The sequence below is a fragment of the Intestinibacillus sp. NTUH-41-i26 genome (assembly GCF_032769475.1).
Lineage (GTDB): Bacteria > Bacillota > Clostridia > Oscillospirales > Butyricicoccaceae > Agathobaculum > Agathobaculum ammoniilyticum.
Map to the genome: position 1 here is coordinate 2,085,596 of NZ_CP136477.1, position 21,642 is coordinate 2,107,237.

Consider the following 21,642-nt stretch of genomic DNA (forward strand, 5'->3'; position numbering starts at 1 on the left):
TTTGCCCTGCACATCGGTTTTCTATTCCCAAAACGATGCGTTTTTACCGCAATTCGACGATGGTCACGCCCTGCTCGCCCTCACCGTACACACCGCTGCGCACGCTCTTGACACGCTTGTTTGACCGCAGATGCTGCTGTACCGCGTTGCGCAGCACGCCCGTCCCCTTGCCGTGGATGACCGTGACCGAGGGCAGGCCGGCCATAAGCGCGCGGGAAAGGAAGTTATCCACCTCGAACAGCGCCTCCTGCGCGCTCATGCCGCGCACATCCACCTCGCTCTCCGCCGAGCGGATGTTCAGCTCGCGCTTCGGCGCGTCGCGGCGGGGCTGGACCGACTTTTTCACGGGCGCCTGCTCCTCCACGATGCGCAGCTCGTTCTCCTTGACCGTCATCTTCATCGGTCCGGCCTGCACCTGCACGTTGCCGCTTTTGTCCGCGGGCGCGAGCACGTCGGCCAGCACGCCGCCCACGTTGATCAGCCGCACGCGGTCGCCCTTTTTGACCGGCCGCTGCTCGTCTGCCTCGACCACGCGCTTCTGGATGCCGCGCCGCTGCTCGTTCTCGGTCTGCGTGATAACGCCGCGCAGCGCGGCCTTGGCCGCGGCCAAGTTCTGTCCGGCCGTATCCTTCTGCGCTTTCTTTTTCATGTCCTCCAGCTCGTCGAACACGGTCTCGGCAGTCATGCGCGCGTCTTTGAGGAGGCGGTCCGCCTGGCTGCGCGCGCCCTCGAGCAGCTTATCCGCGCGCGCCTCGGCCGCGTCGCGCTCGGCGCGCATCCTGTCCCGCTCGGACTGCGCGGCGGCGCGCATTTTCTGCGCCTCCTCCTTCATCTGTTCGATGCGGCGGCGCTCGCGCTCCAGCTCGGCCAGCACGTCCTCAAAGCGCGCGTCCTCGGTCGAGACCTGCTCCTTCGCCCGCTCGATGATGGTGGGCTGCAGCCCCAGCCGCGCCGCGATGGCGAACGCGTTGGACTTGCCGGGGATGCCGGTCAGCAGGCGGTAGGTCGGCTGCAGCGACTGCACATTGAACTCGCACGAGGCGTTCTCCACCCCATCGGTGGTGAGCGCGAAGGTTTTCAGCTCCGCGTAGTGCGTGGTCGCAGCCACACACGCGCCCATCTGGCGCGCATAGCCGATCACCGCGACCGCGAGCGCCGCACCCTCGACCGGATCGGTACCCGCGCCCAACTCATCAAACAGCACCAGGTCGCCCTGCCCGCAGCAGTCCATGATAGACACAATGGTCTTCATGTGCGCGGAGAAGGTCGAAAGCGACTGCTCGATGCTCTGCTCGTCGCCGATATCCGCGTAGACATGCTCGAACAGGCCGATCTCGGACTGCTCGTTTGCCGGAATGTGCAGGCCGCTCGCCGCCATCAGCGACAGCAGGCCGAGCGTTTTGAGCGACACGGTCTTGCCGCCCGTGTTCGGGCCGGTGATAACCAGCGTATCGTATTCCCCGCCGATCGCGATATCGATGGGGACGGCCTTGTCCTTATCAAGCAGCGGGTGCCGCGCCCGCAGCAGGCGGCAGCGACTCGCGCCGGCGGCCAACACGGGCGGCGCGGCATTCATTTCAAACGACAGCTTTGCGCGCGCGAAAATAAAGTCAAGCGTTGTCAGCACATCATAATCCTGCTCGATCGCACTCCTGTGCATGGAAACCTCGGCTGACAGCTCGGCCAGGATGCGCTCGATCTCAGCCTCCTCACGGCCCTCGAGTACCTTGATCTGATTGTTGATCTCAACCACCTGCCGCGGCTCGACGAACACGGTCGCGCCCGTGGACGAGGTATCATGCACCAAGCCCGGGATGTCGCCGCGGTGCTCGGCCTTAACCGGCACGACGAAGCGCCCGTTGCGCTGGGTGACGATGGTTTCCTGCAAGTATTTGGAGCGCTCGCCCGAGATCAGGCGGTTGAGCGTCTCGCGCACCTTGCCCGAGATGCGGCGCAGCTCGCGGCGGATGGAGAGCAGTTCTGAGGATGCCCCGTCCGCAATCTCCTCTTCGGAGACAATCGCGGTTGTGATGGCCTCCTCCAGCGCACGGTTACCGGTCAGCAGGCCGAAGATCGGCGTAAGCGTGGTCTTTTCCTCGTGTTCCGCGTCGTAGACCAGCGCGCGGCGCGCGGTCTGCAGCAGGCTCGCCACGTCAAGCAGCTCGCGCGGGTTCAGCGTGCCGCCACGGTCCGCACGCAGCAAAATCGCACCCACCTCGCGGATGCCGCCGAACCCTGGGCTGCCCTGCCGGATCATCCGGTTTTTCGCATCGGTCGTCTGATCCAGCCAGACCTGCGCCTGCTCATGATCATCCAGCGGCCGGAGCGCGCGGCACTTCTCCTTTGCCGCCTCGGACGCGGCCTGTGACGCGAGCCGGTCGAGGATCTCGTAATATTCCAGTGTTTTTAAGGATTTTTCGCCTAATCTGTTCATGGTTTACTCCTGAAGCGTATTATAAAACAATTGTCAGCAGATATGACGCCAGATAGATGGCCAGCATCGACCCCGCGCACACACCGATCACACCCAGCCACAGGCGCAGGACTGCGCGGCCGTTTTCGCCGGCCATACCTTTCATCTGTTTGTATTGCAGCATCGTCCACAGCCAGCGGTTCCCATAAGGGAAATAGCGTGCGGCAAGCCGCTGGTATTCCTCATTCGGCAGCATGCGCTTGAGCGTGCCAAGCAGGCTGCGCCCGCACGCAAACACATTACCGAGCGAGACCAGAAGCAGCGCAGCCACCCACGGGAACAGCACCACGCCCCTGTGCCAGCTCAACGCGAACACCAGCAACGCCGCCGCATCCACAGCGAGCTGCACATACCAGTTGTACCGCAGCGCGGTCTGTTTGCGTGTGAGTTTCATGTCTTACCTGCCTCCCCCTCTTGCAGCATAAAACAGCTATTCCAGCGGCGCGACCGACCGGTAAAATGCCAGGCTGTCGAACCCGCGGCCGAGGTGGTACAACACATACGCCTCGCCCATGCGGCAGAACTGCGCGCGCGCCAGTCCGGTCAGAGAAAACGCATACACCCTGCGGGTGTCGCACGTCAATACATGCGTCAGCGCGCGCAGCGCGGAATCCGCAAGGCGCTCATAGCCCCCCACCCGCTCCGCGCACACGCCGTCCGCCGCAGTACCCGCGCGGACGGAAAAATACACGGGCGGCCGTTCGATCCCCCCTGCCGCACACGCCGCAGCCCGAAAGGTCAGGCGCATAGCCGCTTTCGGCCATCACGCGCCACTCGAACGCAGCCTTGACAAGCGTCGGCTCGCGCCCGCCGCTTTCCAGCGCGCGCAACGCGTGCAGCAGCAGGACGCACAGTGCCGGACTGTCCTCGTCCGGCGTGGCCAGCGCGCTTGCCAGTTCCGCCAGATAGCAGGCAAGCGCGTACCGCTCGATATCCTGTGTCAGCGGAAAAAACGAGTGGACAAGCCCCGCCTCGCGCAGCGTATATTTCCCGCCCCGTTCATACAGGATGAATTCGGAGTAGCAAAACTGCCGCGCGGCGGGATTCTGCTTTTTTCCCCGCCGCGCGTTTTTGCACAAAATCTCTATCCTGCGGCCATCCGCGGTCAGCGCTGTCAGATAACGGTCGTAGTCGCCGAAATCCACCTCGCGCAGGCCGAGCGCACGCAGCTTGACCTCGGCCATTTACAGCTCCTCGTAACCGAAATTGCGCATCTGGTACTGGTTGTTGCGCCAGCCCTCCTTGACCTTGACCCAAAGCTCAAGAAACACTTTGGCATCCAGCATGCGTTCAATGTCCACGCGGGCCTGCCGGCCGATCTCCTTCAGCATCGCACCCTGCTTGCCGATGATGATGCCCTTGTGGCTCGCCTTTTCACAATAAATGACCGCGTTGATTTCGATCAGGCCGTCCTCCCGCTCGTTCCATCGCTCGACGCCGACCGCCACGCCATGCGGAACCTCGCGGTCGAGCAGACGCAACATTTTTTCGCGCACGATTTCGGCCGCAAGCTGGCGCTCCGGCTGGTCGGACACCATATCCTCCGGAAACAGCTGCGGCCCCTCGATCGCGTATCTGCCGATCTCGGTCAGCAGCTCGTCCAGCCCCTCCCCCGTGCGCGCAGAGATCGGGACGACCGCCTCAAAGTCATGCGCCTGCGCGTAAACGGCGATTACCGCGAGAAGCTCTTCCTTTTTCAGCGTATCGATCTTGTTAATCGCCAGAATAGCCGGCATACGGTGCTGCTTGAGCTGTGCGATCAGGCTCTCCTCGGCCGGACCAATGTTGGCGATCGGCTCGACCACCAGCACCGCCGCGTCCACCTCGGATACGGTGTCGGTCACAACCTTACACATGTAGTCGCCCAAACGGCTGCGCGGCCTGTGCAGGCCGGGCGTGTCCAGAAAAACATACTGCGTGCCGTCTCGGTTGAGTATGCCGGTGATGCGGGTGCGCGTGGTCTGCGGCTTGCTGGACACAATGGCCACTTTCTGCCCCACCAGCTTATTGGTCAGGGTGGATTTCCCTACATTCGGGCGGCCGACCACGGAAATGACCGCCGTTTTGGTAATCTGATTCATTGCATTCTCCCATACTGAAAAATAAACCACAGCGCAGCGGGCGCGGACGCGAGCAACGCCATAGCGACCCATAAGTGCGCGAAAATGTACTGCAGGGCAGCGGCCAGCACGCCCTCCCCGATAAAAATGCATACGCCGACCGCCACACACGCCGCCGCGCAGACGAACACGCCCGCCGCTGCGATATCCTTGGCATCGCGCACAAACCCGTCGTACCCGCTGGCCTGCCGGTCGCACAGTCGCTCAATCGCCGTATTCATCAGCTCGGCACCCATGGTCAGCCCAAAGCAGACGCACAAAATAGACGCTTCTGCCGCCGTCGCTTCGCCCAGCAGCGCGAATATGGTCACATAAAACGCGGTCACCATATGCACGCGGAAGTTGCGTTCCCCATGGATGCACAGCCCCAGTCCACGAAACGCATTGAGAAAACTTTCATGCAGTTTTCGGATGTTTTTTTTCATTACGCCTCTCTCGTCAGGCCCAGAAAGGCCAGATTTTCTTCTTCCTTGCCGCGCATCAGGCGTGCGTCCCCGTCACCCCGCTCATGGTCGTAGCCCAAAAGGTGCAGCACGGAATGCGTCGTCAGGTAACCGCACTCCCGCGCGGGCGAATGGCCGAACGCCGCCGCCTGCTCGCAGGCGCGCGTATAGCACAGCACCATATCGCCCAGCATGACGCGGCCGGAATCCGGCTCGCGCTCCAGCCGCTCCTGCGGCGCGCCGTTTACAAATTCGTACATCGGGAAAGAAAGCACGTCGGTCACCGCGTCCTTATCCCGATACGCGGCGTTCATCTCACGGACCGTATCCGCGTTCACCACGGTCACGTCGATCTCCGCGCAAAACGGCACGCCCTCGCTCTCGAGTACGCGCAGCGCGCAGGTGCGGATGAGCGCGGCGACCTCGGCTTCGTCCTCCACCGCGGTTTCAAAGCCGATGTTGATCTGATGGTTCATCGCTTGTCCCCTTTGCGCCGGAGAGCGGGATGACGGCTTTCCGCCGGCTTCCCCCTGCCCTTTTTGTTTTCGTAGTCCGCATAAGCCTTGACGATGCGCTGCACCAGCTCATGCCGCACCACGTCTTTTTCGGTCAGGTAGCACTGGGCGATGCCCTCCACCCCGTCCAGCACGCGCAGGGCCTCTTTCAGCCCCGAGGCCTTGCCGTCCGGCAGATCGATCTGGGTGATATCGCCCGTGATGACCGCCTGCGAGCCGAATCCCAGACGGGTCAGGAACATTTTCATCTGCTCGGGCGTGGTGTTCTGCGCTTCGTCCAGGATGATGAAGCTGTCGTCCAGCGTGCGGCCGCGCATATAGGCTAGGGGCGCTACCTCGATCGAGCCGCGCTCCTGGTATTTGGCAAAATTCTCCGCGCCGAGCATGTCGAACAGCCCGTCGTACAGCGGGCGCAGATAGGGGTCTACCTTGCTCTGCAGATCGCCGGGCAGAAAGCCCAGCTTTTCCCCCGCCTCGACCGCCGGGCGCGTCAGGATGATGCGGGACACCCGCTTGTCGCGGAACGCCGCGACCGCTGCGGCCACGGCAAGGTAGGTCTTGCCCGTGCCGGCCGGACCGACACCCATGACGATCGTGTTTTTCTGGATGGCCTCCATATACCGCTTCTGGCCGAGCGTTTTAGCCTTGACCGGCTTGCCCTTTGCCGTGATGCACAGAACATCGCGGCCCATGGTATGCACCTCGGCCTCACGCCCGTCGCGCGCCAGACCGATCACATACTGCACAGTCTGCGTGCCGACCGTCTCGCCGCGCGCCGCCATTCCGGCCAGCGTGCCGATCGTACGCGCAGCGATTTCCACCTCCGCTTCGCCGCCGGATATCTTCAGCTCGGTCCCGCGGCTGACGACCGAAACCCCCAGTTCGCGCTCCAGCAGCTTGATATTTTCATCGAACGCCCCGAATACCGCGATCAGGAGCTCGATCCGCTCTATCTGGATTGTCTTTTCTATGGTCTGCACCTTACTTTCCTGGTGTTTTATCCCTGCGCGGGACGCTGCTGCGCCCCGGCATCCTCCTCCGACTCCTTTTCCGGAATCGTGCTGTCATCGACCGCCTCCACGCCGATCTGCTCGACCGCGTCCGCCGACAGCCGCAAAACCGCCGCCCCCGCCTGCTCGGCCATCGTTTCCTCATGGCCGGTGATCATGCCGTCCATGCCCGCGGCGATATCCCCGAGCGCGCGGGAGATCATATCCACGCGCACCTCGTCCGCGGTTTGGGTCACCGTCTCGGTTTCATAAAACACATAGGTCTGTTTGACCAGCGAGACTGGGAACACCACGCTGTCGGACAGCCACAGCGTTTTGGTTTCTATTATTTTATCACAGGTGCTGCTGGAAATTCCACTCCCAAAATATAAATTTAACCGTTTATTTCCTAAAACAAGCGCGTACTGGCGCTTCACCTTTCCCGTATAAGCCTTTTTCTCCGTTGTCAGCGCGCGGACGCGCGCGGTATGATAGGCCGTATACGCCTCCACCTCGCCGCGGCCGTGCGTCAGGTGGTAGTTCCCTTCCTCCCGTGTAGGTGGAACCAGCCCGCTGATCAACGTATCTCCGGCCGAGACCGCGTCGCCCGCCTTTACCACCGGCTGCCCTTCCTGCGCCAAAATGCGGCGCACAACCCCGTCGCGCGCTGCAACGACCTTGGTGACCGCGCTCTGGTCCAACAGTTCAGAAGGCGGGGATTCGCCATATGCCTCCACCGTCAGGCGGTTCCCCTGTATATTTAGCGAAAAAAACGTCATATCCGGCTGCAGCTGCAGCATCTTCCACCGGATCCTTCCAGTATCGATCGCGCTCCGCCGCGCGCCGATATGTACGCCCAGCGCATCAAGCTGCCGCATGATTTCCCCTTCCGGCAGCGCGGCGGAAATATTCGTTTCGATCGACCAGATATGGGCGTGCAAAATCCAGCATAGCAGCACAAGCGCAAAAAAGCCGCCCCACAGCGCGTACCGCGGCCGCAGCCGTGCGGCAACAAAGGGCGCGCCCCGCCGCCGCACGATATGCACCCGACAGCCCGTGCGCCCCATATACCGCCGCAGCGCGCGGAAATCCGCGACCGACAGCGTCGCGTACATCTCGTTCCATGCGGTGCGTTTCATGCGGCGCAGCGTAATACCGTGCCGCGCACAGGCATTGAGAAAGCGCGGCAGGCTCGCGCCCGTCACACGGACGCGCACCTGTCCGCGCGCCAGCAGCAAAAGCCGCCCAACCATCCGTTTCCCTCCCTTTCGGCATCAGCCCGCCGTGGTGTATTCCACCGAAACGATCGTTCCGGTCACCGCCAGCTCATCCAGCGAAAGCGCCGCGAGCGTCAGGCCCGCGCCCGTGATGCGCACCTCGCAGCCGCAACATTTGATGCGGAGCAGCCCGTCGTCATACTCCTGTATCCCGCGGTGGTTCTCCACCACGACGCGGCTGTTGCCGATGATCTCTACGCGCGGGCGGCTTCCGTGCAGATCCTCCAGAATCGCCGCCCCAAACCCATCGTGCGCCATGCGTCCCCTCCTCCGTTCGGGCTATTGTATGCGGCGCCGGCATGAAACTTGCCTGCCGGACATAGAATAGGGAATCTCTGTCAACCGGGGTGAGGTCAATGAAGCTGTTTTTCTCCCTTGCGCTGTTCGCGGCGTTCCTGCTCTGCCCGGCCGCCTGCGCGGACGGGGTGCGTGAAGGTCTAGCGCTTGCCGGCCGCGAGGCGCTGCCTGCGCTGTTCCCATTTTTCGTGGCCAGCGGCCTGCTTGTCCGTTCCGGACTGGCGGAGCGGCTCGGCCGGGCTGCCGCCCGGCCGCTCGCACGGCTGTACGGTCTGCCGCCCGAGGCCGCGCCCGCGGTCATACTGGGGCTGACCGGCGGTTATCCGGTCGGCGCGGCCACCGTGGCCGAGCTGCTCCAGCAGGGCGCGCTGTCGCGCGAAGCCGCCGCGCGGGTCAACGCGTTCTGCAACTGCGCCAGCCCGGGCTTCTGTATTGGGTTGGTCGGGCTGGGCGTGTTCGGCAGCGCGCGGACCGGCGCGGTCCTCTACGGCATACACGCGCTGTCCGCGCTGCTGACCGGTCTGGTCGTGGCGCGCGGCCCCATGGCGCAGTCAGCGGGCGGGCGAGCGGCCGCTGCGCCCAGGGAAGGCTTTGCCTCCGCTTTCTGCGGTGCCACGCAGCAGGCCGCGCGCACCGCGCTGACCGTCACCGCCTTCCTGACGGTTTTTTCCGTCCTGCTGCGGCTGCTCCGTCCCGCCCTGCGCGCTCTGCCGTACGGCGATATGCTGGCCGGCCTGATCGAGCTGACCAACGGTCTTGACGAGCTGACGCTGCTTCCCCTGACCATCTGCGCCCAGCTCACGCTGGCGTCCTTCCTGCTCGGCTTCGGCGGGCTGGCCGTACAGTTCCAGGCGCGCGCGCTGACCGCTCCGTTCGCGCTCCCATCCGGCGCTTTCACGCTCGGCAAGCTGCTCCACGGCACGATTGCCGCCGTGTGTACCGCTTTGCTGTTCCAGCTTTCCCCCAGGGCGCTGGCCGTGTTCGCAGGCGCCGCCGCGCCCCCCCGTGCCTTTAACCTGACCGGCGCCGTCCTGCTCGGCGTTTTGGTATTGTTATTAATTTGGGGTGGAAAAAGCACGAAAAATAAGATATAATGGGTCACAGTACATAAGAATGGAGTGACCATCCGCATGAAGCTGAAAAAGCTGCTGCGAAAGGATATCGAGCCACGCTGCATTTATTGCGCGCACGGCTCCCCCTTGGCGGACGGGCAGCGCATCGCCTGCCGCCGCCGCGGCGTTGTCGACGGCACCGACCACTGCCGTGCGTTCCGGTACGACCCGCTGCGCCGCATCCCGCCCAAGCCCGCGGCCATACGCGGCCATTTCACCGACGCAGACTTTTCTCTGGGGGATCCGCATGAAAAGTAATGTTTTTTTCCGCCGCCTGACCGCGCTTGCGCTTTGTTTCCTGTTTTTATTTTCCGCCGCGCCGCTCCCGCGGGCCTCTGCGACCGTAGGAGAGGACGACACGCTCTCCTCCCAGAACGACACCGACGCCGCGGAGGGCGGAGACGCAAAAATTGAAAGCGGCACCACAGCCGGCGGCCTGGCCGATCCCTTGATCGACGCCACCGCCGCGCTGCTGGTCAACGCCGATACAGGCATGGTGCTGTATGAAAAAAACGCGGACGAGCGGCGTTACCCCGCCTCAACCACCAAGGTCATGACCGCGCTGCTCACGCTCGAGCATGTCGAGGATCTGGAGGAGATCGTCACCGCACAGGAGTCGGACTTTGAAAACGTCACGGCCGACAGTTCAAACGCCGATATCAAGGTCGGCGAGCAGGTGCGTGTCATCGACCTGCTGTACGCGCTCATGCTTCCCTCGGCAAACGAGGCGGCCTATATGCTGGCGCGGCATGTCGGTGGATCGTACGAGGAATTTGTCAACATGATGAACGCGCGCGCGCAGGAGCTTGGCTGCACCGGCACGCATTTCTCCAACCCCTGCGGCCTGCATGCGGACGACCATTATTCCACCGCGCGCGACCTGCTGCTGATCTCGCAGGCTGCCATGCAGGATGAGACGTTCGTTACGATCGCCGAAACCGCACAGTATCGGATGCCTGCGACCAACATGCACGATTCGCGCATCATTTTCACCACCAACCAGCTCATTTTCCGCCGCACCGATCCCTGGTCGAACGTCTACGCCAAAGGGATTAAAACCGGTCACACCTCGCAGGCTGGTAACTGCCTGGTTTCCTATGCGGAAAAGGGCGGGGCCAAGCTGTATTCGGTCCTGCTCGGCTGCGCGGACGCGCCGGACAGTTCGACTGTCGCCAAGAGCTTTACCGAAACCAACCGTCTGTTCGACTGGGGCTTTGAGAACTTTGTCTCCAAAACGCTGGCCAAGCAGGGGCAGGAGATCACGCACGTCAACGTCCGCCTGTCCACAGACGCGGACGAGGTCGTGCTGACCGCCAAAAACGACCTTGTCGCCACACTCCCCAAAAACTTGGAGGTCGACCAACTGGAGCAGTTCCCCACCATACCGGACAGCAAGGACGCCCCTATCAAGGCGGGGGATGTCATCGGCAGCATCACCTACTCCTACGGCGGCGTCGAATACGGCACGGTCGAGCTGGTTTCGCTCAACGACGTGGAACGCAGCAACGTCCTGTATTATGCGGACAAGCTCGAAAACTTCTTCAAAAGCACTGCGTTCAAGGTGATCTTGGTCGTGCTGGCAATCTTTGTCGTACTCTACATTCTGTTCAACCTGACGTTCGGCGGCATGCGCCGGCGGAAGCAGCGCAAAAACATGCGTGCCCGTTACGAAAATTCCAATTACCAGCGTAGGCGGCGCCGTTGATACAGAGCAGAAATCCCAATAGACACAAAAAACACCGTGCTTACGCGCGGTGTTTTTTGTGTCTATCCCCTACGTCGCTCAGCTATAAATTCCAGCGCGTTTTTCCAGGCCGTTTCAAACCCCGACCGGAACAATACGACCGGCCCAAAATCCTCATATTCGGACGGCTCCAGAGCATCCACATCGTATCCCTTGCGAAAATCGGGCAGCTTGGCCCGCAACTCCTCAATGACGGATGCGGGGGTAGGCATGAAGAACCGCTGTACGACAGGCATATCCTGTTCAATTAAGCGATCCGCTGTTCCCTTCCAGTTAATTGTTATACAGGCATCCGCGCCCACCATTTCGGTAAAATGCTGAAGCCCACGGGCGCCGCCGCCGATAAATCCCATCTTAGGGCATACCTCCCTCGTCATCCAATAGGTTTTTTTCGCCGCCGCTATACCTGCCTGCCACAATGCGTCCGGACAGACTTCAATTTCCTCACGCGCAACTTGTTCAGACAGATATTGGTCAAAAATACCTGTAATGTGGGAGAAATAAATATGTGGTTTTTTGGCCACCCCTTCTGTAATACGGTTATAGACCCGGCAGACATCCAGCGCCTGACGTACGCTTAGTACTTCGGTAGCGTTAACTGATATTCCTTCCTGCAGCACCACCTCGATCGCTTTCAGCCCCTCCTCTGTCACAGGTATCTTCGCAATAATATTGGGGGAGGCAGAGCAGTTATAGCGTGCGTAGCACACAATCGTATCACAATCCTCATGGAAAGGATCGCCCTGTATGCTGACCAATCCTAAATCGCCGCCACTTTTTTCATATAATGGCATGAACTGTCGAGCCACACGTTCTACCAACGCACGCTGGAGCTGAACCAATGCCTGCGTATCATCTGCCTCCTGCTGTAAAATGGGATCCAGCAAAGAACAAACGTATTCCCTTTCCTCCGGAGCATCCATCATCTTCCATGTATATGCAGGGTTCTGAGTACAGCCGACCGCCCCTGCTTCGATTGCCAGACGCGCCTGCTCTCTCGTAACGTTATTAATCCAGAACCGGGTTGGTGTCTGTGCCTGTACACGTTGGAAATAATTCGCCTTCATTTGTCATACCTCTCTTTTGGTTTTTCCACAGTGCCATACCTCGGCGTTCACCATATACGCGGGACGCCGATCCTCCAAACAGTCCAAAATCCCCTGTGCACTGTCCATCCCCATTGCTCGCATCGCTGCATCGCTCAGCGCCGCGTTATGCGGAGACACAATGAGATTGTCTAACCCCCAAAGCGGGCAGTTCTCCGCCGGTGGCTCTTCTTCAAATACATCAAGCGCAGCGCCGGCAATCCGACGCGCCTGTAGCGCTTCCACCAACGCCTGTTCATCTACAACCGCCCCACGGGCGGCATTAATCAGAAACGCGCTTCTTTTCATCCTTTCCAGCGCATTCCGATCTATCAAATGGTGTGTTTCCGGTGTCAACGGTGTATGCAGGCTAATTACATCAGCCTGTTCCAAAAGTTTTTCCATATCTACCGGTGTCACACCAAACGCTTCTGCCTGTTCTGGTTCCATAAAAGGATCGGCAGCAAGAAAGGAAGCCTCAAAGCCGGACAGCTTTTGCCGTACCAAACGGGCGATTCGACCAAAGCCAATAAACCCGACCTTCTTCCCCCGCAATTCAGTCACAATATGCTGATTTCGTTTTTCAAAACCACCGTTGCGGGTCATTGCATCCAGAAAGACCAAATTTTTCAGCAGCGCCATTATAAGCGTCGCTGTATGCTCTGCAACGGCATGTATATTTGCTGTCGGCGCATTGACCACCAGTATGCCACGCGCTGTAGCTGCCTGTACATCAATATTATCCACGCCTATGCCGTGCTTTGCAATCACGCGCAGTCCGGGTAGAGCATCCATTATTTCCTCTGTTATTCTGGCGACGCGGACCAGTATCGCTTCGCAACCGTATGCGCGTCCGGCAATATCCGCAGCGCCGCCGCCCTGCACAACCTCAAATGATCGCTCCAGCAGGCGAATCGCATCTTCATGGATCGGTTCACTGATATATACTTTTCTCATGCGGCACTCCTTTTACGATTTCCCTTCTTTTTCCACCCGATTGCTACGCCGCGCTCTTAATTCTTTACGAACTGCAAGGACAATAACAATCATCGTAATAATCAGAAATGCCAAGCTGATCGGATGAGTGAAAAACGGAGCGATGCTTCCCTCTGACTGCATCAGCCCGCGGCGGAGATTGGTTTCTATCGTTGGACCCAGTATGAATCCGAGAATGATTGGCGGCAGCGGGAAGCCCCCTTTTTCCAGCAAATACGCAACAATACCAAAGAACAGGACTGCCCAAACATCAAACAGGCGGTTATTCACACCAAACGCACCGACAACGCATAGAACCATAATAATCGGCAGAAGTATGTGCTTTGGCACGGTCAATACGCGTGCGAATACCTTAATGCCTAAGTACTCCATCAACAGCATAAACACATTTGCAATCAGACAGGCCGCAAAAATACCATATACCAGCGGGCCGTTATTCTGAAACAGAAGCGGTCCTGGGTTCAGGCCATGAATCATCAGGCCACCCAAAAGCATAGCGGTCACAGTGTCCCCAGGTATGCCCAGTGTCATCAATGGCACCAGCGCACCTCCGATTGAAGCGTTATTGGCAGTTTCGGAGGCAACAATGCCATCAATAATGCCTGTACCAAATTTTTCAGGTGTTTTGGATTGATTCTTTGCCGCTGTATAGGCCAGAATATTGGATGTTCCTCCTCCGATGCCCGGTAAAATGCCAATACCTATTCCGATTGCCGCAGAACGGAACAGGTTCACGATCTGGCTCTTAAATTCCGCAAAGGAGAAGCCGAAGCCCTTAATTTTGAAGTCCTGCAATACCTTTCCCTGCGGCTTACCCTTTTCCTTTGCAGCCTTGATAATCTCAGAAATTGCAAACAAACCAATCAGGACGGGCAGAATATCAAACCCGGCATCCAGCGCATGAAAACCAAACGTCAAACGCGGGATGCCATCAATCGGTGCCGCGCCAACCATGGCAAACGCCAAGCCAATTGCACCACTGACCAGTCCCTTGACAACCGACCCGCTGATCAGGCTGGCCATCATGGAAATAGAAAAAACACCTACAGCAAAATATTCATAATAGCTGAACTTCAACGCAACGCTTGCCAGCGATGGTGCAATAAACATCAACACAGCCAAGCCAAGCAACGTACCAATGAAAGAGAAAAAGATACCCACTCCCAGCGCCTTACCGGCCTGCCCTTTCGCGGCCAGCGGGTAACCGTCAAAGCAGGTTGCCACCGAAGCCGGTGTACCGGGGATACGCAGCAATATTGCCGCGACCAGGCCGCCCGAAATACCGCCGATATACAGGCCGAGTAGCAATGCCATGCCTGCGATAGGCTCCAAACCATAGGTCATTGGCAGGCAGAGCGCCACCGCCATGGTTGCCGAAAGCCCTGGGATCGATCCAAAAATAATACCAAGCAGGACACCGCCTGCAATCAAAGCAATGCACAGCGGGTTACAGACCTCTGCAAACCCTGTAGCGATCAAAGATAACATGCGACGCCTCCTTTAACCCAACAATCCGCTTGGCAGCATCAGGTAAAATACACGTGTGAACAGAAGGTAAATACCGGCTGATACAACAAGCGACAATATCACGAACAGCAGAATATCTTTCTTTTTCCGGTGTGACTCATCCGCTAACACCAGCATCTGTATGACCAGGTAAACAAAGGTCGATAGCAGGAATCCGATCGGCTCCAGACAGAAAATATATACTGCAATCAACGCCAGCGTTATAATCATGCAGCGAGTACCCTGCGACATCCCGCTTTTCTCCTCGCCTTTTGATTCCTCCGACGCCTGTCCCGCTTTCCTCAATCCATCCCAAAGCAGCGCTATTCCCAGTATGCCGAGCAGAATCGCATCCATCTTCGGGAAGAAATCCGCTTTTATTAGGTTAAGCGAAAGTGATTGTATCGTAAGGCTCGCCGCAAACAAGCCAACCGCCGCAAGAATGACAAGTCCACCAACAATTGCATCCTTATATTTCCTCAACAAATCCGCCTCCTTACCAGTTAGACGTCCAGCTTATTTTTATCTTATTTCTGCAAGGATAGGAAACGGACTTGCCGTTCCCTATCCCGCATCCACTTTAAGAAAGCAACTCTGCTGCGTATTTATCAATAATCTCCTTGGTGGAATCGAGCAATGCCCGCCCCTCCTCGGCATCTGCGTAAAACGGCGTCTGGCGGTAAGCCTCCATAATGCTGGTCGCGTAGTCCTCCTGCTCACTCACAACCTTGCAGGCATCCGCAAATTTCTGTACAATCTCATCCGGAGTATCCTTAGGGAAAGCGAAGAAATAATATTTTTCAAGTTGAATGTCAAATCCTTGCTCTATAGCGGTCGGAATTTCCGGAAAGCCCTCGCTGCGCTCTGCGTTCACCTGTCCCAAGGCAACAAACTCACCGGTTTCCAGATAATCTTTAACCGTGCCATATGCGTTGATAATTAAATCGATATGTCCACCCGCCAACGCTGCAACACGATCGGAAGCGCCGCCCGCATCCACAAAGGATACATCAATACCGGCATCCTGCATCTGCTTTCCGTTGATATGCACCATTGTACCGGTTTCTATACCCATCTTTACCTCACCCGGATGCTGTTGCGTGTACTCTTTCAGCTCTTCCAGGTTATTGTAGCCCGCATCTTTCCGCGCTACAATAATCTCGCCAGGCCCCTTGCCGACCACTGCCGACAACTTGAAATCATCCAGTCCGAAGTCCGCTGTGCCAATCGCCTGGTTAACATTCATTGCTGTATGGAAAAAAAGCGCCGTATATCCATCCGGATCGGAATCCTTTACCTGACGACTTGCAATTGAGCCGCCGGACCCAGTAACGTTACTGACTACAACCGATGTCCCTAACTCACTGCCCAGCCCTTCGAGGTAGGCACGCGCATTAAAATCCGTATCCCCTCCTGCTCCATATGGTACTATAACCGTGATTGGCCGTGAAGGCCAGTCGCTGCTATCCCCCGCACTCGGCTTCTCATTTGAGCCGCAGCCACTTAATACACCCGTACAAAGCGCACCGACCAACAAAGCTGATAATAACCGTTTCATTTTTTTGCCTCCTTTTTTAGTTTGTCTCTTTCCATATTATCGTTCCGGATAAGCAGTCCGGAATAGCTCGACTTGCTCGCGCGCTACTCGTCCCAAAGTGCCGCCGTCCGCAAAGGCAACCACCATACTGTAGCCACGGTCATATAGTTTTTTTGCCGCCTCAAAATTTCCTGCAACAGTGGCTAAAAACTTTCCACTCGCAAACACCTTTTCTTCAATCGTATGTATTGCTTCCTGTACTTCTGGCGCAGACGGATTGCAAAAATACCCCATTGAAGTGGCTAAATCCATCGGGCCAATAAATATTCCATCCAGTCCTTCCACCTGCAGGATTTCATCCAGATTCTTGACTGCCGTTCCTGTTTCTACAGCGGTCATAACCACTATTTCATCGTTGGCATGCGCCAGATAGTTCTGTGAATTCATCCCAAAGCCACCGGCACGCGGCGAAGGCGCTATGCCACGCATCCCTTCCGGAGGATATTTACATGCCTGAACCGCTCGTTCCGCCTCATCTCTTGTGTTGACATAGGGGATGAGCAGGCCATACAACCCGACATCCAGCATGCGCTTAATCGTTACCAAGTCGTTCCAAGGCGCGCGGGCAAATGGAATTGAGCTGAAGCGCCCCATTGCCCTGAGTTGTTCCAGCATACTCAATGGGTCATTCGGCGCATGCTCCATATCAATCATTAAAACATCTACCCCAGCCTTAGCAAATATTTCTGCCGCATAAGGGCTTGCCATTTGCAACCATGCGCCAAGGATCTTTTTCTTCTCTTTCAGCAGCTTTTTAACAGGATTATGAAATGTTTCATCTAAACGCAGCATAGACCTAAAATCCTTTCTTCATTTTTCAATAGAAAACGGTATTTGATAGCGCTCCGCATATGCCTCCAGCTCTCTGTAAATACTGTACGGCAGCGGGATACCGTTTTTTTGCCGTTCTCGTTTGCAGTTTTCTTCAATCTCTCCCGGAAAACTCAACGGCGGCGCATCCCCCACCACAGGGATAGACCGTATATACTGCCGGTATTCTGCAATACGCGCTCTTAACTCCTCCTTTCCAATAATTGCATCACAATCTACCGCAATAAACATGTGACAGGTCCCGCTTGGATCATCTGGCTCTGCGTACATGCTCTTGATATGATCCGAAAATGCACCGCCAGTCATTACACCACAGAGCATATCAATCACATAAGCGATTCCCAATCCTTTGAACCCTCCTACCGGAAGGAAGTAACCATCAAAACCTTTCTTCGGATCATCTGTCGGGTTTCCTTCCACATCCGTCGCCCAGCCCAACGGAATTTTTTCTCCTTTGCGTATCGCCATTTTCAGTTTCCCACCCGCAACAACAGAAAGTGCCATATCCAGCATAAACGGGTAATCGTCATAAGTGGGGATCCCAATGGCGAAAGGGTTATTACCAACAACGCGCCCTTTTGCTCCCGGCGCCGTGATATTAGGCCGAACATTAGTTGACGCCATACCGACCATACCGGCATCCACCGCCATTTGTGCATACAGAGCTGCGGCGCCAAAATGATTGCTATTTTTCACGCATACTGCCGCTATATGGTACTCTCGAGCCAGCATAATTGCATGCTCCATAGCATATCGGGAAGCAACAAAGCCCGAAGCATTATCGGCATCCATAACCACAAATGCCTTTTCTCCGGCTACCACCTTAATATCCGGCTTCACATTAATTGCTTTTTTGCGATAGCGTTCAAAATAAGCCGCTGTGCGCATAATTCCGTGTGAATCCACGCCGCGCAAGCTGGCCTCTACCAGTCCAACGCCATGCAATTCCGCTGTTTCCCTGTCTACGCCGGCTTTTTCATATAAGTCTGCAATAAAAGCTACAATTTTTTTATCATCGCACAAACGAATATGATCATCCACTTTTCAGACCCTCCCTTTAGCCTTTATAAAATATTCATTTTTAAAGATAATCGCACGATACTGTCAAATTGCTTTCATTATGCTTTTTTGCTATATTTTTCTTTATTTTTGAGAAACAGTTATCTCTTATGCCAATAATATAACAGTTTACAGGCAATTTGTCTTTGCATAATATTGAACTTCCTTTTCACTATCTTAACTTTTGTTGCCAAATATTCAAACGCCCATTTTGTATATTTTTATCAAACCTATCCGCTTTTCTTGCAAACAAAAAAGAGTACACCATGCAAACCATGTGTACTCTCTTTCCCTATTCCGGCTCTTTATAATAACGATAGCTGAACTTTCCATGCTGCTGTATCGCTGTGTACATGGCATCTTTTTCCAAATCGCGCATTTCCCCCGGCGTTTTACCCGTTACTTTTTTAAATACAGATGTGAAATAATGCACACTGGAAAAGCCTGACAATACGCTAATATCATTCAAGCTATAACTGGAATAGCAGATCAGCTCATAAGCCCTACAAACCCTTAAATAATTCACATAATGGATAATCGTAAAATTCGTTGCCTGCTTAAACAGCTTGCAGAGGTAGTTTTTATTGTATTTCAGGGATTCTGCCAACTGATCCAGTGTGAAATCCTCTGCAAAATGCACGGAAACATAGTCGGCAATTTGTTTTTCCACGCCAGTCAGGTTGGCTATGATGTGGTCAATCGCACGTGAAAAGGAATTCCTTTCAACAAAAGAGCCGTTTTTACGGATATAGATATAGAATGCCTGCTCAAAAAGAGCATTTGCCATTTCTCTACTGTACCGTGCATTGGACTGCCACTCGTTTCGCGCTCCTAAAAGTGCGGTTTCAAATTCATTGTCCTCAATTTCAAAACAGCGTGGCAGGCAATGCACCTCATCCATGGTATTGGAATTATGGAGATAAAATTTTGTATCTATGATCCGCAGCCTCCCGCTTGAGATCACAGGCAGTTCATGCAGCTGCTCCGGTTCAATTACAACGCAGAGATGGGGATATAAATGGACTTTCTGCCTGTCCAACAGCATATCCGCTTCCCCTGAAACTACATAGTACATCTGGTAAAAGTCATGGCTATGCTCTCGTATCCCCCATCCACGCATATAATCCAGCATAAAGGTCCATACAACCTCAATGTCCCGCATGCTCCCGCCTCCCCTTCTTTTTTGCTTCCCACCGCAGTCCTCAACCGGACCATCCGCCGCGCACTCCACACTTTCCACTGGTAAAGCAAGCTTATTGTAGCAGATTTTACTTTTTCACACAATCCCCCTATCGACCTCAAGCTTTCTGCCACCGGACGCCCTTACTGCCTTGGCTCTCTACCCCAAATATATATTGCATTAAAATATTTATTTTGCCTTAAACCGTCCGATAAATATTACAGGTACATTACCTCACTTTGATCAAACTGGAAAGCGGAATACGATATATGAAAAAAAAGAAAACTTTTTTGTCAGCGCATCCCCCTCAAACACGCGAAACCTTGCAGGATATTGGGAAGCATTATTCCAATATCCTCACTGCTCTGGTGTTGCTCCTGCTTTGTGTCATTCTCAGCTTGATTGTCCTGGCGGTCAAGCTTTCCTCCCATACATATATTTTGACTGACGGCAACCGTTATGAAACCGTCCGGCTGCATCCCGGCACGATCGCCGAGGCACAAAAAATTTCAAACTTTCAAAACCTGAAGGTGATCGCCCAGCGCAGAGAGGGTAATACCACTTACCTCACGCTGGATCAGGAATTGAGTGCCCAGATCAAAACCAAAGATCAAACTATGACCGTCCCCTTTACGGCCTGCACCGTAGGCGAGCTGTTGGAGCAGGTCGGCATTGCTGTGGGCGAGAATGATATTGTAGTGCCAGGACTTGACCGATGGTTGGTGGAAAATACGGAAATCTCCATTACTGAAGTAAGCTATCGCTCGGAGGTCGAAACAATAACAACCCCTTTCCAAGTAGAAACCCGCCAAAATTCCGATATGGTAGACGGAACACAGCACATACTGCAATACGGCAGGAATGGCGAAACCGAAATCACTTACCGTATCACGCTTCATGACGGCGTCCCGTTCGAAAAGGAAATGGTTTTTGAAGAAGAAGTCCTTGCGCCTGTTAACTGCATCATTGAACAGGGGACAAAAAAGCGATCTACCGTAGAACCGGCTGAGCCGGTACAGCAAGACGGGTATGACACAGCAGACGCCGGCAGCACCGCAGCAGACAGCGCTTCCGGCAGCCAGTTGTCTACTGCGGGACGGTCGCAGGTCTGGTCCGTCCCCGCCGGTATCCAAGATGATACTGCTTCAAAAACCATAACAGCCGCAGATGGTTCAACGTTTCAGTATTCTTCAGTCATTGACGTAACTGCAACCGCCTATCATCGAATCGAGGACGGCGGCCTGATCACTGCCAGCGGCACGACCACGCGGTATGGAACCATTGCAGTCGACCCACGGGTAATCCCATTAGGCAGCCGTGTATATGTCGTTTCAGACGGAGGCGACCAGTCCTGGTCGTATGGCCCCGGCATCGCCGAGGATACCGGCGGGCTGATCAAGGAAAATCGTATCGATCTCTTCTTCATGACTGATGAGGAAGCGGACCAGTTTGGCGTCCGTCCAGCCAAAGTATACATATTAAGCTGAGTTTCTTACTGCCTGTCAGCCAGCCATCACAGGGGGCCTCGGGTGCAATGTTTTTCAAGCCATTGCATCCGAGGCCCCCGCCTGTTCAACATATCCAATTTTATCCGGCTGGCCAAGCTACTCCAATCCCACAATTTTTTCTTCATCAGCCAAAAGCTTTGCATACGCCTGTTCCCGTAATACGGCAACCATCGCGTCTATCCCTATGCAGGTCGTCCTATACATTTTCTCCAGACTGGAAACCGTGACTTTGCGTTCATCCACCTGCGCAACACTGCACAGACTTTTCATGCTGCTCCAAACGATCCGCCGGTCTATCGCCTTCCCATTTCGGGTACAGAAAACAGGGCCATTGCAAACCCCTGTTTCTTCAGCATATTGCAGAAGCTCTCCAACCAGTGCAACGGGCATCGTAAAGGAAGAACCATTCTCCAGCACAATTGTTTCATTTCCAGCCTGCCGCAGCCTTTCGACCGTAATATAGGGGATATCCCCCGTCTTAATACCTGTACACCCAAATACTTTTATCAGATAATAACTACGCTTCCGTTTCAGCAGCTTTGCCGCCTGAAGCAGGCGCAGATATTCCTGTCTTGTCAGTTCAGGGGCAGCCTCCTCTTTCTCCTTTGGCAGACGGGACTGTACCAGCTGCCATTCCCTATGGCCCGCAAATGCCAACAGGCTGTTGGCAGCGGATATCCGTGCATTAATGCTTTCATTGGCCAGACCGTTTTCCTGCATAAACCCTTTCCACTTTGCCAGCCTGGCATTGTTCAGCAGGCCTTCTTCCCCCAAAAATTTTTTCAGCTGCAAAAGCTGGGATCTGTATTGCGCAATCGTGGAGCGTGTCCTTCCCCTTTTCTGCAGGTCCACCAGAAAGGATTTTATTTCGTTTTCCGTCACCCTGTAACCATTTTCCATCCGCCCTTAT

Annotated in this window: 23 protein-coding genes; 4 read left to right on the plus strand and 19 right to left on the minus strand. The window is 55.8% G+C overall.

Annotated elements, in window-relative coordinates; all coding sequences use genetic code 11:
- Nucleotides 1-43: 43 nt before the first annotated feature.
- From RX717_RS10705 to RX717_RS10750, 10 genes are read right to left on the minus strand one after another with little or no spacing between them, the layout of a single operon-like run.
- On the minus strand, nucleotides 44-2,434 hold the full coding sequence (locus tag RX717_RS10705) for an endonuclease MutS2 (RefSeq protein WP_107631908.1): 2,391 nt from the start codon (nucleotides 2,432-2,434) through the stop codon (nucleotides 44-46).
- 19 nt (nucleotides 2,435-2,453) lie between these two features.
- Complete coding sequence (locus RX717_RS10710) at nucleotides 2,454-2,867, minus strand: hypothetical protein (RefSeq protein ID WP_107631907.1); 414 nt, start codon at nucleotides 2,865-2,867, stop codon at nucleotides 2,454-2,456.
- Nucleotides 2,868-2,903: 36 nt separating this feature from the next.
- On the minus strand, nucleotides 2,904-3,110 hold the full coding sequence (locus tag RX717_RS10715) for a hypothetical protein (protein WP_442908763.1): 207 nt from the start codon (nucleotides 3,108-3,110) through the stop codon (nucleotides 2,904-2,906).
- Nucleotides 3,097-3,657, minus strand: a complete 561-nt coding sequence (gene recO / locus RX717_RS10720) for a DNA repair protein RecO (protein ID WP_316960281.1) — start codon at nucleotides 3,655-3,657, stop codon at nucleotides 3,097-3,099. Before recO ends, RX717_RS10715 begins: the two co-directional genes overlap by 14 nt.
- The gene (era, locus tag RX717_RS10725) at nucleotides 3,658-4,554 is read right to left on the minus strand and encodes a GTPase Era (protein WP_107631905.1); all 897 of its coding nucleotides are present in this window, start codon (nucleotides 4,552-4,554) and stop codon (nucleotides 3,658-3,660) included.
- Complete coding sequence (locus RX717_RS10730) at nucleotides 4,551-5,018, minus strand: diacylglycerol kinase (RefSeq protein ID WP_107631904.1); 468 nt, start codon at nucleotides 5,016-5,018, stop codon at nucleotides 4,551-4,553. The genes era and RX717_RS10730 overlap by 4 nt, the downstream gene beginning before the upstream one ends.
- Nucleotides 5,018-5,512, minus strand: a complete 495-nt coding sequence (ybeY, locus tag RX717_RS10735) for an rRNA maturation RNase YbeY (RefSeq protein ID WP_054327150.1) — start codon at nucleotides 5,510-5,512, stop codon at nucleotides 5,018-5,020. Before ybeY ends, RX717_RS10730 begins: the two co-directional genes overlap by 1 nt.
- Nucleotides 5,509-6,522, minus strand: a complete 1,014-nt coding sequence (locus tag RX717_RS10740; RefSeq protein ID WP_107632188.1) for a PhoH family protein — start codon at nucleotides 6,520-6,522, stop codon at nucleotides 5,509-5,511. Before RX717_RS10740 ends, ybeY begins: the two co-directional genes overlap by 4 nt.
- Before the next feature lie 26 nt (nucleotides 6,523-6,548).
- Complete coding sequence (locus RX717_RS10745; protein WP_107631903.1) at nucleotides 6,549-7,793, minus strand: sporulation protein YqfD; 1,245 nt, start codon at nucleotides 7,791-7,793, stop codon at nucleotides 6,549-6,551.
- A 21-nt stretch (nucleotides 7,794-7,814) separates the two neighbouring features.
- Nucleotides 7,815-8,075, minus strand: a complete 261-nt coding sequence (locus RX717_RS10750) for a YabP/YqfC family sporulation protein (protein ID WP_054327147.1) — start codon at nucleotides 8,073-8,075, stop codon at nucleotides 7,815-7,817.
- A gap of 98 nt (nucleotides 8,076-8,173) precedes the next feature.
- Here RX717_RS10750 and RX717_RS10755 point away from each other — a divergent pair, with 98 nt between their 5' ends.
- Genes RX717_RS10755 through RX717_RS10765 form a run of 3 tightly spaced genes read left to right on the plus strand, consistent with a single transcriptional unit; the run spans nucleotide 8,174 to nucleotide 10,931 of the window.
- Complete coding sequence (locus RX717_RS10755; protein ID WP_107631902.1) at nucleotides 8,174-9,208, plus strand: nucleoside recognition domain-containing protein; 1,035 nt, start codon at nucleotides 8,174-8,176, stop codon at nucleotides 9,206-9,208.
- 36 nt (nucleotides 9,209-9,244) lie between these two features.
- Nucleotides 9,245-9,484 (plus strand): hypothetical protein, encoded by a 240-nt coding sequence (locus RX717_RS10760; RefSeq protein ID WP_054327144.1) that lies wholly within the window; start codon nucleotides 9,245-9,247, stop codon nucleotides 9,482-9,484.
- Entirely contained in the window at nucleotides 9,474-10,931 is a 1,458-nt protein-coding gene (locus RX717_RS10765) for a D-alanyl-D-alanine carboxypeptidase family protein (protein WP_107631901.1), read from the plus strand. Before RX717_RS10760 ends, RX717_RS10765 begins: the two co-directional genes overlap by 11 nt.
- A gap of 62 nt (nucleotides 10,932-10,993) precedes the next feature.
- On the opposite strand, the gene RX717_RS10770 is transcribed toward RX717_RS10765, so the two are convergent.
- From RX717_RS10770 to RX717_RS10805, 8 genes are all read right to left on the minus strand, one after another.
- Entirely contained in the window at nucleotides 10,994-12,037 is a 1,044-nt protein-coding gene (locus tag RX717_RS10770; RefSeq protein WP_107631900.1) for a transaldolase family protein, read from the minus strand.
- A gap of 3 nt (nucleotides 12,038-12,040) precedes the next feature.
- A complete protein-coding gene (locus RX717_RS10775; protein WP_054327140.1) occupies nucleotides 12,041-13,012 on the minus strand; it encodes a hydroxyacid dehydrogenase in 972 nt (323 codons plus the stop codon).
- 12 nt (nucleotides 13,013-13,024) lie between these two features.
- The gene (locus tag RX717_RS10780) at nucleotides 13,025-14,539 is read right to left on the minus strand and encodes a tripartite tricarboxylate transporter permease (protein WP_054327139.1); all 1,515 of its coding nucleotides are present in this window, start codon (nucleotides 14,537-14,539) and stop codon (nucleotides 13,025-13,027) included.
- 12 nt (nucleotides 14,540-14,551) lie between these two features.
- The gene (locus tag RX717_RS10785; protein WP_054327138.1) at nucleotides 14,552-15,040 is read right to left on the minus strand and encodes a tripartite tricarboxylate transporter TctB family protein; all 489 of its coding nucleotides are present in this window, start codon (nucleotides 15,038-15,040) and stop codon (nucleotides 14,552-14,554) included.
- A 97-nt stretch (nucleotides 15,041-15,137) separates the two neighbouring features.
- Nucleotides 15,138-16,115 carry a tripartite tricarboxylate transporter substrate binding protein gene (locus RX717_RS10790; RefSeq protein ID WP_107631899.1) on the minus strand — a complete coding sequence of 326 codons (978 nt, stop codon included), beginning with the start codon at nucleotides 16,113-16,115 and terminating at the stop codon, nucleotides 15,138-15,140.
- Nucleotides 16,116-16,151: 36 nt separating this feature from the next.
- The gene (locus tag RX717_RS10795) at nucleotides 16,152-16,946 is read right to left on the minus strand and encodes an HpcH/HpaI aldolase family protein (RefSeq protein ID WP_054327136.1); all 795 of its coding nucleotides are present in this window, start codon (nucleotides 16,944-16,946) and stop codon (nucleotides 16,152-16,154) included.
- A gap of 18 nt (nucleotides 16,947-16,964) precedes the next feature.
- Entirely contained in the window at nucleotides 16,965-18,026 is a 1,062-nt protein-coding gene (locus tag RX717_RS10800; RefSeq protein ID WP_242977946.1) for an Ldh family oxidoreductase, read from the minus strand.
- Between the two features lie 310 nt (nucleotides 18,027-18,336).
- A complete protein-coding gene (locus RX717_RS10805) occupies nucleotides 18,337-19,206 on the minus strand; it encodes a helix-turn-helix transcriptional regulator (protein ID WP_054327135.1) in 870 nt (289 codons plus the stop codon).
- 287 nt (nucleotides 19,207-19,493) lie between these two features.
- On the opposite strand from RX717_RS10805, the gene RX717_RS10810 reads away from it, so the two are divergent.
- On the plus strand, nucleotides 19,494-20,711 hold the full coding sequence (locus RX717_RS10810) for a 3D domain-containing protein (protein WP_107631898.1): 1,218 nt from the start codon (nucleotides 19,494-19,496) through the stop codon (nucleotides 20,709-20,711).
- A gap of 117 nt (nucleotides 20,712-20,828) precedes the next feature.
- Here RX717_RS10810 and RX717_RS10815 read toward each other — a convergent pair whose 3' ends face one another.
- Complete coding sequence (locus RX717_RS10815) at nucleotides 20,829-21,632, minus strand: tyrosine-type recombinase/integrase (protein WP_107631897.1); 804 nt, start codon at nucleotides 21,630-21,632, stop codon at nucleotides 20,829-20,831.
- Nucleotides 21,633-21,642 lie beyond the last annotated feature (10 nt).